The organism is Marivita hallyeonensis (genome assembly GCF_900129875.1).
Classification (GTDB): domain Bacteria; phylum Pseudomonadota; class Alphaproteobacteria; order Rhodobacterales; family Rhodobacteraceae; genus Marivita; species Marivita hallyeonensis.
Genome location: NZ_FQXC01000001.1, coordinates 114,481 through 128,853, shown reverse-complemented (window position 1 = coordinate 128,853; position 14,373 = coordinate 114,481). Strand labels below are relative to the sequence as shown.

General features: G+C 59.8%; 16 protein-coding genes, 1 tRNA gene and 1 riboswitch. Of the genes, 7 read left to right on the top strand and 10 right to left on the bottom strand.

Annotated elements, in window-relative coordinates; translation table 11 throughout:
* The first annotated feature begins 198 nt into the window (after positions 1 to 198).
* The 3 genes from petA to BUA42_RS00600 are packed head-to-tail and all read left to right on the top strand — an operon-like array spanning position 199 to position 2,926.
* A complete protein-coding gene (gene petA, locus BUA42_RS00610) occupies positions 199 to 762 on the top strand; it encodes a ubiquinol-cytochrome c reductase iron-sulfur subunit (protein ID WP_072775780.1) in 564 nt (187 codons plus the stop codon).
* Between the two features lie 12 nt (positions 763 to 774).
* Positions 775 to 2,121 carry a cytochrome b gene (gene petB / locus BUA42_RS00605; protein WP_072775779.1) on the top strand — a complete coding sequence of 449 codons (1,347 nt, stop codon included), beginning with the start codon at positions 775 to 777 and terminating at the stop codon, positions 2,119 to 2,121.
* Between the two features lie 16 nt (positions 2,122 to 2,137).
* Complete coding sequence (locus tag BUA42_RS00600; RefSeq protein WP_072775778.1) at positions 2,138 to 2,926, top strand: cytochrome c1; 789 nt, start codon at positions 2,138 to 2,140, stop codon at positions 2,924 to 2,926.
* A gap of 73 nt (positions 2,927 to 2,999) precedes the next feature.
* On the opposite strand, the gene BUA42_RS00595 is transcribed toward BUA42_RS00600, so the two are convergent.
* The 3 genes from BUA42_RS00595 to BUA42_RS00585 are packed head-to-tail and all read right to left on the bottom strand — an operon-like array spanning position 3,000 to position 6,170.
* Positions 3,000 to 3,704 carry a thiamine ABC transporter ATP-binding protein gene (locus BUA42_RS00595; protein WP_425435008.1) on the bottom strand — a complete coding sequence of 235 codons (705 nt, stop codon included), beginning with the start codon at positions 3,702 to 3,704 and terminating at the stop codon, positions 3,000 to 3,002.
* Positions 3,688 to 5,205 (bottom strand): thiamine/thiamine pyrophosphate ABC transporter permease ThiP, encoded by a 1,518-nt coding sequence (locus tag BUA42_RS00590; protein WP_072775777.1) that lies wholly within the window; start codon positions 5,203 to 5,205, stop codon positions 3,688 to 3,690. The genes BUA42_RS00595 and BUA42_RS00590 overlap by 17 nt, the downstream gene beginning before the upstream one ends.
* Complete coding sequence (locus tag BUA42_RS00585; RefSeq protein WP_072775776.1) at positions 5,181 to 6,170, bottom strand: thiamine ABC transporter substrate-binding protein; 990 nt, start codon at positions 6,168 to 6,170, stop codon at positions 5,181 to 5,183. Before BUA42_RS00585 ends, BUA42_RS00590 begins: the two co-directional genes overlap by 25 nt.
* Before the next feature lie 35 nt (positions 6,171 to 6,205).
* Positions 6,206 to 6,308: riboswitch (TPP riboswitch) on the bottom strand.
* 157 nt (positions 6,309 to 6,465) lie between these two features.
* Here BUA42_RS00585 and aroC point away from each other — a divergent pair.
* Positions 6,466 to 7,566, top strand: coding sequence for a chorismate synthase (gene aroC, locus BUA42_RS00580; RefSeq protein WP_072775775.1), 1,101 nt, complete (start codon positions 6,466 to 6,468; stop codon positions 7,564 to 7,566).
* Positions 7,567 to 7,575: 9 nt separating this feature from the next.
* Here the strand turns inward: aroC and BUA42_RS00575 are convergent, their stop codons facing one another.
* Entirely contained in the window at positions 7,576 to 8,445 is an 870-nt protein-coding gene (locus BUA42_RS00575; protein WP_072775774.1) for a DMT family transporter, read from the bottom strand.
* Between the two features lie 42 nt (positions 8,446 to 8,487).
* Complete coding sequence (locus tag BUA42_RS21020) at positions 8,488 to 8,859, bottom strand: hypothetical protein (protein ID WP_178346816.1); 372 nt, start codon at positions 8,857 to 8,859, stop codon at positions 8,488 to 8,490.
* Positions 8,860 to 8,862: 3 nt separating this feature from the next.
* Here BUA42_RS21020 and BUA42_RS00570 point away from each other — a divergent pair, with 3 nt between their 5' ends.
* A complete protein-coding gene (locus BUA42_RS00570; RefSeq protein ID WP_178346815.1) occupies positions 8,863 to 10,050 on the top strand; it encodes a type VI secretion system contractile sheath domain-containing protein in 1,188 nt (395 codons plus the stop codon).
* A gap of 84 nt (positions 10,051 to 10,134) precedes the next feature.
* Here BUA42_RS00570 and BUA42_RS00565 read toward each other — a convergent pair whose 3' ends face one another.
* The gene (locus BUA42_RS00565) at positions 10,135 to 11,238 is read right to left on the bottom strand and encodes a site-specific DNA-methyltransferase (protein WP_072775772.1); all 1,104 of its coding nucleotides are present in this window, start codon (positions 11,236 to 11,238) and stop codon (positions 10,135 to 10,137) included.
* 116 nt (positions 11,239 to 11,354) lie between these two features.
* Complete coding sequence (locus tag BUA42_RS00560) at positions 11,355 to 11,960, bottom strand: ribonuclease HII (RefSeq protein ID WP_072775771.1); 606 nt, start codon at positions 11,958 to 11,960, stop codon at positions 11,355 to 11,357.
* Between the two features lie 174 nt (positions 11,961 to 12,134).
* Here BUA42_RS00560 and BUA42_RS00555 point away from each other — a divergent pair.
* Positions 12,135 to 12,209, top strand: a tRNA-Phe gene (locus tag BUA42_RS00555).
* A 1-nt stretch (position 12,210) separates the two neighbouring features.
* On the opposite strand, the gene BUA42_RS00550 is transcribed toward BUA42_RS00555, so the two are convergent.
* From BUA42_RS00550 to BUA42_RS00540, 3 genes are read right to left on the bottom strand one after another with little or no spacing between them, the layout of a single operon-like run.
* Positions 12,211 to 13,353, bottom strand: coding sequence for a tyrosine-type recombinase/integrase (locus BUA42_RS00550; protein ID WP_072775770.1), 1,143 nt, complete (start codon positions 13,351 to 13,353; stop codon positions 12,211 to 12,213).
* Positions 13,353 to 13,589: a hypothetical protein gene (locus tag BUA42_RS00545; RefSeq protein WP_084066054.1), complete on the bottom strand. Its 237-nt coding sequence runs from the start codon at positions 13,587 to 13,589 to the stop codon at positions 13,353 to 13,355. Before BUA42_RS00545 ends, BUA42_RS00550 begins: the two co-directional genes overlap by 1 nt.
* A 15-nt stretch (positions 13,590 to 13,604) precedes the next feature.
* Entirely contained in the window at positions 13,605 to 13,826 is a 222-nt protein-coding gene (locus BUA42_RS00540; RefSeq protein ID WP_072775769.1) for a hypothetical protein, read from the bottom strand.
* 121 nt (positions 13,827 to 13,947) lie between these two features.
* Here BUA42_RS00540 and BUA42_RS21375 point away from each other — a divergent pair, with 121 nt between their 5' ends.
* Complete coding sequence (locus BUA42_RS21375) at positions 13,948 to 14,370, top strand: helix-turn-helix domain-containing protein (RefSeq protein ID WP_072775768.1); 423 nt, start codon at positions 13,948 to 13,950, stop codon at positions 14,368 to 14,370.
* Positions 14,371 to 14,373 lie beyond the last annotated feature (3 nt).

Here is a 14,373-nt window from a genome sequence, read left to right as displayed (position 1 = left end):
ACGACGCAGCATAGCTGCATTGTTAGCGCTGCGCCTCGCTTTTTGCCGCGACACAGTGGCGCTTATCGCTAACCTAGTTCGTCCAGAGGTGGACGGCTAGGGGGTCGCCCGCTAAATAGCGCCTCGGAGCGCCGCAGGAGTCTGTGGCCGAACCCGAATTCTTGGCCAGACGATCGGCCTCTGTATGGAGAAAACCTCGTGTCCAACGCAGAACACCACGAAGGCACCCGGAGGGACTTCCTTTACTACGCAACCGCTGGTGCGGGCGCTGTTGCAACAGGTGCCGCTGTTTGGCCTCTGGTCAACCAGATGAACCCCTCTGCCGACGTTCTGGCGCTGTCCTCCATTCGTGTGGACGTGTCAGGCGTTTCCGAAGGCACTCAAATTACCGTGAAATGGCTCGGCAAACCGGTGTTTATCCGCCGGCGCACCGCAGAAGAGATCGAAGCAGCGCGCGCTGTCGAGGTTTCGGACCTTGTCGACCCAATTGCACAGAACGAAAATATCGACGCCAGCGCACCCGCGACGGACGAGAACCGCGCGCTTGACGAGTCCGGCGAATGGCTTGTCATGATGGGTGTGTGTACGCACCTTGGCTGCGTGCCGCTGGGCGATGGAGCGGGCGATTACAACGGCTGGTTCTGCCCCTGCCACGGATCGCACTATGACACTTCGGGCCGCATTCGTAGGGGTCCCGCGCCGACGAACCTTCCGGTTCCGCCGGCCGAATTCGTCGACGAAACAACAATCCTGCTGGGATAAGGAGACACGCGAATGTCTGGAATTCCACACGATCATTACGAACCGACGACTGGCGGTGAGAAGTGGCTGCATCGCCGCCTCCCCGTTGTCGGCCTGATGTACGACACCATCATGATCCCCACACCCAAGAACCTGAACTGGATGTGGATCTGGGGGATCGTGCTGACCTTCTGTCTGGCACTGCAGATCATCACCGGCATCGTGCTGGCGATGCATTACACGCCGCATGTCGATCTGGCCTTCGCCTCGGTCGAGCACATCATGCGTAACGTGAACGGTGGCCACATGCTGCGCTACCTGCATCAGAACGGCGCATCGCTGTTCTTTATCGCGGTGTATCTGCACATCTTCCGCGGTCTCTACTACGGGTCTTACAAAGCCCCGCGCGAGATCACGTGGATCATCGGTATGCTGATCTACCTCTTGATGATGGGCACGGCGTTCATGGGCTACGTGCTGCCATGGGGACAGATGTCCTTCTGGGGCGCGACCGTGATTACCGGCCTGTTCGGTGCCATCCCGTTCATCGGTGAGAGCATTCAGACATGGCTGTTGGGCGGACCTGCCGTGGACAACGCCACGCTGAACCGCTTCTTCTCGCTGCACTACCTGCTGCCGTTCGTGATTGCCGGTCTCGTGATCGTGCATATCTGGGCCTTCCACACCACGGGCAACAACAACCCGACCGGTGTCGAAGTGCGCCGCACGTCGAAGGCGGAAGCGGAAAAAGACACGCTGCCCTTCTGGCCCTACTTCGTGATCAAGGACCTCTTTGCTCTGGCGGTAATCCTCGCGGTGTTCTTCGCGGTCGTCGGCTTTATGCCGAACTACCTTGGGCACCCGGACAACTACATCGAGGCCAACCCGCTGGCGACGCCTGCACACATCGTTCCGGAATGGTACTTCCTGCCGTTCTACGCGATCCTGCGCGCGTTCGACACCGAAGTGTGGCTGGTCATCGCGGTCAACTTCCTGACCGGCGGCATCATCGACGCGAAGTTCTTCGGTGTTCTGGCGATGTTCGGTGCGATTGCCGTCATGGCGCTGGCACCGTGGCTGGACACATCGTCCGTCCGTTCTGGCCGCTACCGTCCGATGTTCAAGATGTGGTTCTGGGTCTTCGTGGTGAACTTTGTGGTTCTGACTTGGGTCGGCGCGATGCCTGCTGAAGGCATCTACCCATACATCGCCCTGATCGGCTCCACCTACTGGTTCGCCTACTTCCTCGTGATCCTGCCGCTGCTTGGCGTGCTTGAAAAGCCGCTGCCGCAGCCGGACACCATCGAAGAAGACTTCAAGGCGCATTATGGCAAGTCCTCGGCAACCGATGGCGCACCTGCTGCGACACCGGCCGAGTAAGAAAGGACAAGCACCAATGCTTAAGAAACTTGCCCTAGTGGCGTCCATCGCCATCGCATCGGCTTCCGGCGCGTTTGCCGCCGGAAAGACCGGAGAAGTGACGAATTTCGACTTCTCGTTTGAAGGCGCGTTCGGCACCTACGATCAGGCACAGCTGCAGCGTGGCTTGCAGGTCTACACCCAGATCTGCTCGGCATGTCACGGCTTGCAATACGTGCCGATCCGGACACTGTCCGCCTCGGACGGTCCGGGTATGCCTGAAGATCAGGTCCGCGCCTATGCGGAGCAGAACTACGAAGTCTACGATGAGGCGATCGAGGACTTCCGTCCCGCCACACCCGTCGACCACTTCCCGGCCAACAATGCCGTCGGTGCACCTGACCTGAGCCTTATGGCCAAGGCCCGTGCCGGGTTCTCCGGTCCTTATGGCCTCGGTATCAACCAGTTCTTCAAAGGTATGGGCGGACCCGAGTACATTGCCTCCCTGCTGGCCGGATATACTGGCGAGGAAAAGGAAGAAGCCGGAACGATCCTGTACGAGAACAAGGCGTTCCCGGGCGGCTGGATTTCGATGGCACCGGTCTTCTACGGCGATGACGTGGAATACGCAGACGGCACTGAAGCCACGGTTGAACAGCAGGCGCAGGACGTGGCGGCCTTCCTGATGTGGGCGGCGGAACCGAAGATGATGGCGCGCAAGCAGGCGGGCTTCGTCGGGGTTGTGTTCCTCACCATCCTGTCGGTGTTGCTCTACCTGACCAACAAGCGCATCTGGGCGCCGGTCAAGGCACGCGTGAAAGAATAACTTTCACCGCGAATTCATTGGAAAGCCCCGCCCGTTCGGCGGGGCTTTTTTCGTTGCTGGTGTCATTGCCGCGTCAGGCGCCGCCAAGGTAAGCCTTCAGGCCGGGCGGTGGATTGTCCAGAAGGGTACGGGTGTCCTGCGGCGCGAACACCTGACCATCGTCAACGACAATCGTCTGTGGCGCGAAACGCAGCGCGTCTTTCGGATCATGCGAAACGAGCAGCACCGTGAGGTTCTCGGCCCTCGCGACCTCGGTCACCAAGTCCAGCATTTCGTCCTTGAGCGCAGGCCCCAAGGCGGCGAACGGTTCGTCAAGAAGCAGCACTGGCCGCGCCTGCACCAGAACGCGCGCGAGCGCAGCGCGGCTTTGCTGTCCGCCAGACATCTCGGACAGGCGACGCGGCGCGAAACCGGCAAGTCCCACTTTCGCCAGCACGTTCTCGATCGTGCTGGCATCGTCATTACGCAAGCGACCAGTGACGGGATTCAAAGCCAGTCCGAGGTTCTGGCCGATGGTCAGATGGGGAAACAGGTTGATGTCCTGGAACAAGATGCTGACGGGACGGTCAGCCGGAGCCAAACGCGTGATGTCCCGCTCGGCCCAGTACAATCGCCCGCGTTCCGGCATCCGAAACCCCGCAATCACATCCAGCAAGGTTGATTTGCCGGAACCTGACGCTCCGATGACGGCAATGCGGGCACCGGGCTCTATGCTCAGGCTTGCGTGCAGGTCGAAGGTTCCGGCGCGCACGTGGATATCTTCAAGTCGCAGTGCCAACCCACCCTCCCCGATCAAAGAGCCAGAACAGGCCCAGGCTCAGCAAGAGCAAGAGCAACGCACCGCCTGCCGCCTGCTCCATCCTGTAAGCGCCCATGAGCTGGTACACTTTCAGGGGCAGTGTTGCGCGGTCCGGGTCGGCGAAGAGCGCGATCACCCCGAGATCGCCCATCGACAGCGCCGCCGTGAGCCCCGCGGCAAAGCCAAGCGGCCGTTTGAGACGCGGAAGCAAGACCCAACGCAACCATGCCCATCCGGACAGGCCAACTGCCTGCCGCAACCGTGTATAGTCCGCGCGGATCGCTTCGGTCTCGGGTCGCAGGATGCGCAGCACGAAGGGAAGGCTCACAAACGCATTCACGGTGGCCGTGACATAGAGAGCAAGCTCGAACGGGTTCGCAAAGGGGCGCACGATCAGGAAAAGGCCTATGCCAAGAACGAGTGGCGACAGGGCGATCCCTGCCAAGCCGAGCCATTCTCCCCAGCGGGTGGCCAAGGGCAGCGCCCAGAGCACGCAGAGCGCCGTCGACCCCAGGGCCACCGTGATCGAGTGCCCTGCCGCCTGCCAGACCGACGGTCCAAGCTGTGTGATACCCGTCAGCCCATTGACGGCGACCATCGCGAGCGGTGTCAGAAGGAACAGGGCTGCGATGGTGATCCAGACGGCATCGACGATCCGCGCGCTTGCGTTCGTGCGGTCCCATCTCGGCACAGCGCGGTCAAACGCTTTCGCGGCCACCGGCAAGGATGTGACCCGCAGGGCGATCAGGCCTGCCGTCAAGGCAAGTGCGAGCTGCAGAAGTCCCAGCACAGCGGCGCGGGCCAAATCGAAATCGAAGCGCATCGACTGATAAATGGCCAGTTCCAGTGTCGTCGCGCGTGGACCGCCACCCAATGTCAGGGCGACCGCGAAGGACGAGAGGCAAATCACGAAGATCACCGCAAAGGCACCGGGCACGATCCGCTTCAGCATCGGTGCCTCGATCGCGGACCAAATCGCGCGCCGTCCCATGCCCAGCGTTGCGGCAAGGCGGAATTGTTCCGCCGGAATGGCAAGCCATCCCTGCAGGATAAGCCGCGTGGCCAAGGGGAGATTGAAGAACACATGCGCGAGGAGGACGCCGTGCAAGCCATAGATCTGCAGCTCTGGAAGGCCCAAAGGCTCCAGGACCCGATTGAGCAGTCCAGACTGACCGAACACCGCGAGCAGACCGAGCACCGCGACGATCACCGGCAGGATGAACGGAGCCCCGAGAAGCGCAACCAGAGCCCCGCGCCCGACAAAGCGTCGCCGCGCAAGCGCGCGCGCCACCGGAATGGCGAAGACCACACTCAGCGCCGCAGACAGCGTCGCTTGCAGCAAGGTGAACCGCAGCGCTTGCCAATCGGCGGCGGTGAACCCGGTGAACGCTTCGGCGCGCAGGATCACGGCGGTGACCGGGCCGATCACCAGACCGGCCACGGTCACTGCCGCGATTATTGCGACAAGGCGCGCCGCCATTCCTCAACCGTTTCGTCGCGCAGGGCGGCGGCTTCATCTTCGTCGTAGAACAGCACTTTCTCTGGCAGGTTGAGTTCCTTGAACCCCTCCGGCCATTGCGCCGGATCCAGTCTGGCCGGGAAAGACCAATTCCCGGTGGCGATCATTGTCTGAAACTCTTCAGAAAGCTGGAAAGCAAGAAACTGATCCGCCAAGTCCGGCACATCCGTTCCCGCCACCTTGGCCGACAGCTCGACCATGAAATAATGACCTTCGGGAAAGATCGCCGCCTTCTTGGTACGGTCATCTTCGGCGATGATGTGGTAGGCGGGTGATGTGGTGTAGCTCAGCACCATGTCGGCCTCACCATCGGTGAAGAGACCGTAGCTTTCGGACCATCCCTTGGTCACCGTCAGGATTTTCGGTGCCAGCTGTTCCCACGCGGCTTCGGCGCCATCGCCGTACACCGCCTTCACCCAAAGCACCAAGGCGAGACCCGAGATCGAAGAGCGCGGGTCCTGAATGACGATCTTGAGGTCATCCGGCGCGTTCAGCAGCGCGGCGAAGCTCTCGGGCACATCCGAAATACGCTCTTCGTTGTAAATAAAGGCCGTGTGCCCGTAGTTGAACGGCAGGAACACATCGTCGGTCCACGCCACCGGCAGGGTCAGGGATGAGGTATCCTGCCCATGCGGCGCAAACAGACCGCTTTCGCGCGCCCGCTTGGTCACGTCGGTGTTCAGACCAAAAACGATATCGGCATCGGTCTGTTCCCCTTCGAGCAGGATCCGCGGCAGGAGATCGCCCGGCTTGAACTGCAGGTCACAGTCGCATTGCGCCTCGAACATCTCTTCGATCTTGGGGCCGGGACCCCATTCCGAAACGATGTAATCACCTGCGTAGACGGTCAAAACGGGCTTGTCCTGCGCCACCACCGTGGTGGTCGACGCAATCAATCCCGCAGCAAAGATAAGGGCCGGTTTCATGGCATCCTCCTGTTTTGCGACGAGAGGGCAAAGCAGGAGCGAGTCCAGACCTTCCCTCCGCCGGTGTTAACCGGTTCAGGTTCAACGGGTTCGCAAAGCGCATCTCAGCCAGCGACGCTGGCACCCCGAGGTGGGATGAGAGGTAGACCGTCCCGCCCATCGCTTCAAGGTGAAACGCGTTGTGCTTCTTCGTTTCAAAAATACCTCGGGGGAGGCCGAAGGCCGGGGGCAGCGCCCCCAACCCCCTTGAGGGCCCGCGCACAACGCCCTAGGAAAGCGCGAACAGGAGACCGCCATGAGCCTCAACACATTTGGACATCTCTTCCGCGTCACCACTTGGGGCGAAAGCCACGGGCCGGCGCTTGGCGCGACAGTGGACGGTTGCCCGCCCGGCGTGCTGATTGATGAAAGCATGATCCAGCACTGGCTCGACCGGCGCAAACCCGGACAGAACAAGTATACCACCCAGCGGCGCGAGGCCGATGAAGTGAAGATCCTGTCAGGCGTCTTCGAGGGCCAGACTACCGGCACGCCGATCCAACTGATGATCGAGAATACCGACCAGCGATCAAAAGACTATTCCGACATCATGGACAAATTTCGCCCTGGTCACGCCGACATCACCTACTGGCAAAAGTACGGCATTCGCGACTATCGCGGCGGTGGGCGCTCCTCGGCACGCGAAACGGCGGCACGGGTCGCTGCAGGGGGTCTGGCACGTGAGGCGATCAAGGCAATGGTCCCGGGGGTGCAAATCACCGGCTACATGGTGCAAATGGGGCCACACGGCATCGACCGCGACCGGTTCGACTGGGACGAAGTTGAGAACAACCCCTTCTGGGTGCCGGACGCGAAGGCCGCGACAGAGTGGGCCGACTACCTTGACGGGTTGCGCAAGTCAGGCGAAAGCGTCGGCGCGATCATCGAGGTCGTCGCGCGCGGTGTTCCTGCGGGTCTGGGTGCGCCGATCTACGGCAAACTCGACACCGATCTGGCGGCGGCGATGATGAGCATCAATGCGGTTAAAGGCGTCGAGATTGGTGAAGGCATGGCCTCTGCCACACTCACCGGAACGACCAATGCAGACGAGATTTTCATGGGGCCGGACGGGCCGGAATACAGCTCCAACCACGCAGGTGGCATCTTGGGCGGGATTTCGAACGGGCAGGACATTGTGGTGCGGTTTGCGGTGAAGCCGACCTCGTCCATCCTGTCAACCCGGCGGACCATTACCAAATCCGGCAAAGAGACCGAGATCATCACAAAGGGCCGCCACGATCCGTGCGTCGGCATCCGGGCGGTTCCTGTTGGGGAAGCGATGATGGCCTGTGTGATCCTCGACCATCTTCTCCTGCACCGAGGCCAGATCGGCGAGAACCGCGGGTCAATCGGGTAACAACGGGTCCTACGCCACCTTCTGCTTCGACAGCTGCACGGCGAGAATCCCGGCCGTGATGATGATGACACCAATGATGTCGGTCAGGCCCAGACCCTCGGACAGGATCGCAGCCGCGATGGCCACGCCAAGGAATGGGTTGAGAAAGTGGAACGTCGCGGCCTTGACGGCTCCGATCCGATTGACCAGCCAGAACCAGACCAGCGTCGCAGCCAGCCCCGGGATGAGCGTGGTGTAGGCAAAAGCCAGCACGAGTTTTGTCGACAGAGTGACGTCGATGGTTTCCAGCGCCAATCCGACGGGCCAGAGGACCGCGCTTCCAATAAGCATCTGGAGCCCGACCACCATCATGAAGTTGCCGCCGGAACTGGCATTGCGTAACGCCATCGTCGCGACGGTCAGAGAGATGACCCCCAGCACGCATAGCCCGATGCCAAAAAGATCGGCGCCCGCGTTCAGACGCGCGCCCATGATGATAACGACGCCACAGAACCCGGCGATGAGACCAACCACACCAAGTGACGACATGCGCTGACCGGCAAACAGCCAACCGGCAACGCCAACCAGAAGAGGCATCGACGACGCGATGATCGCGGCCAGAGACGCTTCGATGCGCTGCATCGCAACGAAGTTGAGCCCGAGATACAGCGCGTTCTGGCAGATGCCGAAGATGATCGTCGCCCGCCACTGCGACCGCGTCAGTCGCCAGCTTTGCCCCATCCAGAACGCGATCAGGACAGCCAACGCACCAGAAATCGCAAAGCGCAGTGCCAAGGCCATCAGCGGCGGCGCGTCCGCGACGATGATGCGGGCCGATGTGAAAGCCGAGGACCACATCACCGCAAAGGCAAGACCCATCAGGATTGCGCGTATGTCCATTCTGGGTCTCCGCCTCGATGAATGCGTGCCTGATAGACAGTGCTAGAGGCCAGGGAAAGCCATTGCAATCGACGCAATGTCTTTGGTGGAGCCGTCGAGACAAGCTAGGCTGGCGATGCCGTCCATTTTTTGACGAAGGATTTTAAGATGTCCCAGACTCCCGATTTCAAATTCGACCTTGGCAAGCGCCCATCTTCCCAGCGCCTTGCGACGCAAGAACCAATGCGCATTTTGTTCATGACCGACCTTGGCGCCACATGTGAGTCGCGCCTGAACCATTCGTTGAAGACACGTCCATTGCGGCGCATGGACGTTGATGTATTTGACGATTTCTTGGTCGAAGAACGACCGTACATCAATATCAGCAATCGCGGGTTCGACATTCGGGACATTCACCATTTTCACCCCGACCATCTGTTGTCCGAGCACAGTGATCTCAAAGAGTTGCTTGACCTGCGCCAGTCACTTCGGACACCCACCACATTCGATCATGCCGCCCGCACCGTGCGGGAGCTTCTGTCTTCTGCGCTGCAGAACGCGCCCGACGCTGGTGGGACCGACGAAAGCGACAGCGAAACGATGAACCGTCTTTTTGGCACTCCAACTCAGGGCATGCCCGCCGAGTCCCCCGGCGACCCGCTCAGTCAACTTATCCAAGAGGCTATCGCCGATCACATCGTGCCAAACGACGAACCAAAAGCAGACCCATACATCGCGGCCATCGAGGCGGCCGTTTCCGCGCATCTACGCAGCATCCTGCGTGACACGACCTTCCAGGCAATTGAGGCTGCGTGGCGCGGCCTCGATATGCTGGTGTCACGCATCGACATGGACGAAACTCTGGCATTGCATGTCTGGAATGTTGGCAAATCCGAGGTTCTGGAGGCGATGGGACCGGGAGGTTCGGCCCCGGACGCTTCGGACCTGCACCGGAGGCTTGTGGAGGATCACGCCGACGCTCCTTTCACTTTTATCGTGACAGATTTCAGCTTCGGAGAGCACGACGACGATCAGCGTTTGCTCGGGACACTCGCCGCAATGGCGGGGCGCACCGGAGGTCTCGTGCTGGCCTCACTCTCGCCACATGCTTTCGGGGCGCATAGCTGGGATGTGCTTCTGTCCGCCGAAGCGAACGAGGACAAGTTTATGGCCCTCCGGGACACCCCGCTCGCTGCGCAGATCTGCGCCTTTGCGCCAAGATTTCTCTTGCGGCAACCTTACGGTAAAACGTCCGATCCTCTGGACACGTTCGCATTCGAGGAGCTTGGTAGTGGGAAACCGCAAACCGACAATTTGCTGTGGGGCGCGCCCGCGCTTCTAGGCGCGATCCTGATCGCTCAAGCCTTCGCAATGGACGGGTGGCAGATGCGGTTGAACCAGAGCCTTCAAATCGGTGATCTTCCTTACATCGTGTTCGATGATGCTGGCGAACGGGCAATCTTACCTTGCGCCGAGGTAGCATTCACCGACACCCAGGCAGAACGGCTCTTTGCAAGCGGCATCACACCTGTTTTGGCCATCAAAAACAGCAACGCCGTGCAACTTGCCGCCTTCCGGACATTGGCGACCACGCAAAGTGACATGCTTGGACCGTTCGCTTTGTAATACAAAAAAGCCCCGCCAACGTTGGCGGGGCAAGTTAGAGTGCCGCGGACATTGGCCGCAGGCACCGGCGGTGTTCTGTGAGCTTCAGTCCAATTCGGAGCGGATCTGCTGACGCAGCACGTCGATGGGCACGGTTTTTCCGTCGCGTTTGAAGCACCAATAGGTCCAGCCATTACAGCTTGGCGCGCCTTCGAGATGCGCACCGACCTGATGGATCGATCCCTTGATATCGTTGCCGATCAGCGTGCCATCGGCGCGAACCTTGGCTTTGTGACGCCCATTCATGCTGTGCAGTTCTTCTCCCGGACGCAGCATCCCTCGCTCGACCAATTGCCCGAAGGGCACGCGCGGTTCGGCGCGTTTGCTTGCCGTGACTTCGAGCGACGACTTGTCCAGGCGGCGCACTGCCGCGATCCGCTTTTCGGCGACGGTCCGGTACTTGTCTTCCCGCTCGATCCCGATCCAGTCACGACCCAGCATCTTGGCGACCGCACCAGTGGTGCCCGTGCCAAAAAATGGGTCGAGCACGATATTGCCGGGCTTGGTTGATCCAACGAGAACACGGTGAAGCAAGGCCTGAGGTTTCTGCGTCGGATGCGCCTTCTCGCCGTCCTCATCCTTGAGCCGTTCACCGCCGTTGCAGATCGGCAGCACCCAATCCGAGCGCATCTGAATGCCCTCATTGAGCGCTTTCAGCGCTTCGTAGTTGAACGTGTATTTCGCACCCTCAGATTTCGAGGCCCAGATCATCGTCTCATGCGCGTTGGTAAAGCGCTTGCCGCGAAAATTGGGCATCGGGTTCGACTTGCGCCACACCACATCGTTGAGGATCCAGTAGCCCGCATCCTGCAACGCGGCTCCCACGCGGAAGATGTTGTGATAGGACCCGATCACCCATATCGCACCATCCGGCTTCAACAGCCGCCGCGCCGCCTTCAGCCAATCGCGGGTGAACTGATCATAGGCCGAAAAGCTCGAAAACTGATCCCAATCGTCATCCACCGCATCCACGCGCGAATTGTCGGGGCGGTGCAGATCACCCTTGAGCTGCAGATTATAGGGCGGATCAGCGAAGATCAGATCGACAGATGCGGCGGGCAAGCCGTTCATCACGTCGATGCAATCGCCCTCTAGAATCGTGTTGATCGGCAGCGCATCCGCGCTGTTCGGCTTGGTCATCTTTGTCATTCTCTGCCTATCGTCCCGGCGCGGTTTCTGCGCTCTCGTGATTGGATCAAAAGATGAGTCAAAGCCGATTCGCGGTCAAATTCTTTTTTGAATCAGTGGCTTATGATTTTGTCTTGTCACAAGATGTTGTGTACGGGTTTGAACGAACGTCTATGATGTGGGGTCACCCCGAGATTTCGGAGGGCTTCTTTGTGACACTTCGTCGGATAGCCCTGGTTTGTCTCCCAACCGTAGCCGGGGTACTGTTGCGCCAAATCCCACATGATCGCATCGCGCCTTGTTTTGGCCACAATCGACGCCGCAGCGATGCTGAGCGAGAGGCTGTCGCCCTTGACGATTGCCGTCGCCTGGCAGGTCAGATCGCGAGGGATCAGATTGCCATCGATCAACGCATGATCAGGACCTTGCGACAAAGCCGCGATCGCACGGCACATGGCAAGGTGGCTTGCCCGCAGGATGTTGATCGTGTCGATCTCCTCGACCGATGCGAGGCCCACTCCGACGTCGGCGCAGGACAGGATCTCTTCTGCAAGTGCAGCGCGTGTGGTAGCGCTCAGCTTCTTCGAGTCGTTCAGACCGTCAGGCACGCTGTCCTGCGAAAAGACGACAGCCGCAGCCACCACGGGCCCCGCCAAAGGCCCCCGCCCCGCCTCGTCAACACCGGCAATCCGCGTGACCCCATCGCGCGCGCAGGCGGCTTCGTATTCAAAACTCGGCACCATGCCCACACCATGCCCATCACGCGGCCTATGGCAAGCCAAAGCCCGGCGGGAGACGGTCGTGAACTCCCATTTGAATCGACGGAAGCATTTCGCCGTTTTCCCGCAAAATCACTCTGGACACGACCCACCCCGTCACATAGAACGCCGCCACCCGAACGACGATCGTTCACCCGTGCCCGGGTAGCTCAGGGGTAGAGCAGTGGATTGAAAATCCTCGTGTCGGTGGTTCGATTCCGCCCCCGGGCACCACTTAGCAATATGATATGTTTGTATTTTCTGCGCATGGCTGATCCTCTTTTTGGTCAGGTTTGACGCTTTTCTGCGAAGGTTTGACACTTTCTGCCCGCCTTCGGTTCTCTTCTTCCAGTGTGGCAATGGTCTCGCGGTTCTTGTCGGCAAGGTTCGCGGACCGCGAATAGTGCCGCGCCATGGATGGTGTTTTCTGCCCTAGAAGGTCCGCGATGCGGCGTTCATCCAGCCCCGCCTCGCGCAAAGTCGTGGCGACCGTGTGCCGCAAGCCCTTGAGGGTCAGGCCTTTTTCGATAAGGCCTTCATTCTCAAGGGCGGTCTTGAAGCGGTGCCAAACAGTTGAGAAGCCGTTGTAGGTCCAAGCTTCGCCGCGCGAATTGGAAAGCACAGTCTCGGCCCCATGGTCTGGCATGCGGTGAAGGGCGGCTTGAAGCGTCGGGCTGACCGGAATCGCGACCTCTTCGCCGGTCTTGCCGCGCACGCCCCAAATCGTGCCATCATCAACCTGATCCTTCCGCAGGCGCAGGGCATCCGACGGATCGAGCCCGGTGTTCATCATCAAGGCGAGGGCCACGCGTACGTGGGGCTTGGCTTTGCCCAAGACGGTGTCTCGTTCCTTAATGGTCCAAGGGCGGTTGGCATAGGCGCGGTCGCGCGGGCGGCGCTTGGGGATCACGTCTTTCGCGAAGTTCGCGGAGATTAGCCCTTTCGGGATGTTGTAGCGAAAGACCTCGCTTAGAAGTGTGCGGACCATATTCGCCCGCCGCCAGCCAATCTTCTTCGCGGCCTTGTCGTGGATGCCCGCAATCAAGGGTGTGTCGATCACATGGATCGGCGTGTCGCGGATCGGCTCAAGGAAATCAGCGCATTTACGGTAATCGCGCCGCGTGGCTTCGGCAAGGTTCTGATAGTGCTCGGTTTCGAAGTAGGACTGGATCAACCCACCAAGCGTTCCGGTCTTTGGAGCCTTGGCTCGTTGAGCCTCAGCGATGGCACGGATCGTCTCACATTCTGCAAAGAACTCAGCTGAACCGATAGGCGCATTGGTCAGGTCAACCTTGTGGCCAGTCTCGCGATGATAACATCTCTGCTTCCCGTGCCGGTCCTTGAAAATCTTGAACCCTTTGACCCGCACCTGTGTCATCAAAGGCGGTCCAGAATGGTTTCGCGGGTGTCGGTCACGGAACCCGATTTCACATCATCAATCCAAAGATCGAGATCACGGCGATCCCAGCGCAGCGCACCTTGCATCAACTCCACAGGGCGCACCGGACAAGCGGCCTTGAAATGCTTCACAGGCAAACCGGCATAGCTCGCGGCCTCGGATTGCTTCAGCATGCGCTTATCTACCACGCTGATATTGAGATTGGTCGTCGCCATGGCCTGACACCCCCATCAATTCGCCGCCGAACCCTCGGCCCTTTTGACCTTGGTTGCGTTCTTCTGAAACCGCTCCCAGCCGCTCATCGTCAGCATCTTGGTCTTCGATGAAATCTCCACGAACTCCAGTTTCCCGGTGTTCATGAGTGCGCGAATTTGCGCAGGACTGAGCCCCACGATCTCGCTGAGCTGTTTGGGTGAAAGCAGGCGTTCTTGTTGCAAAATGACCTCCTTCATTGGGGTTGAGCGGAATCGGTTGTTTTGGCGCGGCTGGCATGGTCAGATACAGAAGAACCATAATTGTGCCATTTTTTGCATACTTGTAAAAATTAGCACATCCGTCAACAGGAAGCCGCTTTTGAGGCAAAAAACCACCGATTTGCTCGTTGGCATAGGGGCCAGACTTGCAATCACGCGCAATGAAATCGGACTGTCCCAGTCGGACATGGCCAAGGAAATCGGCGTCTCGCTGCGAGCCTATCATAGCTATGAGAAGGGCGAGCGGGGGCTGCCGATTGAGGCCCTGGTCATGCTCGATGAGAAATTTGGGGCCGATGTGACCTGGATTCTTCTGGGCACGAAAGCTGCGCGCGTGCAGCACGATATCGACGCGCTGGAAGAGTTTGAAACCTCTCTGGATCGTTTCCTGATCGAGCAAGGCATTCGGATCAAAAGCGAGAAGCGCGGGGCCATCGTGGCACGGTGGTATCGGTCTCATATCGATGGGCCGGAGATCAAGATGGAAGACGTTCACACTTGGATCGAATTGTTGAGGGAGTAACAG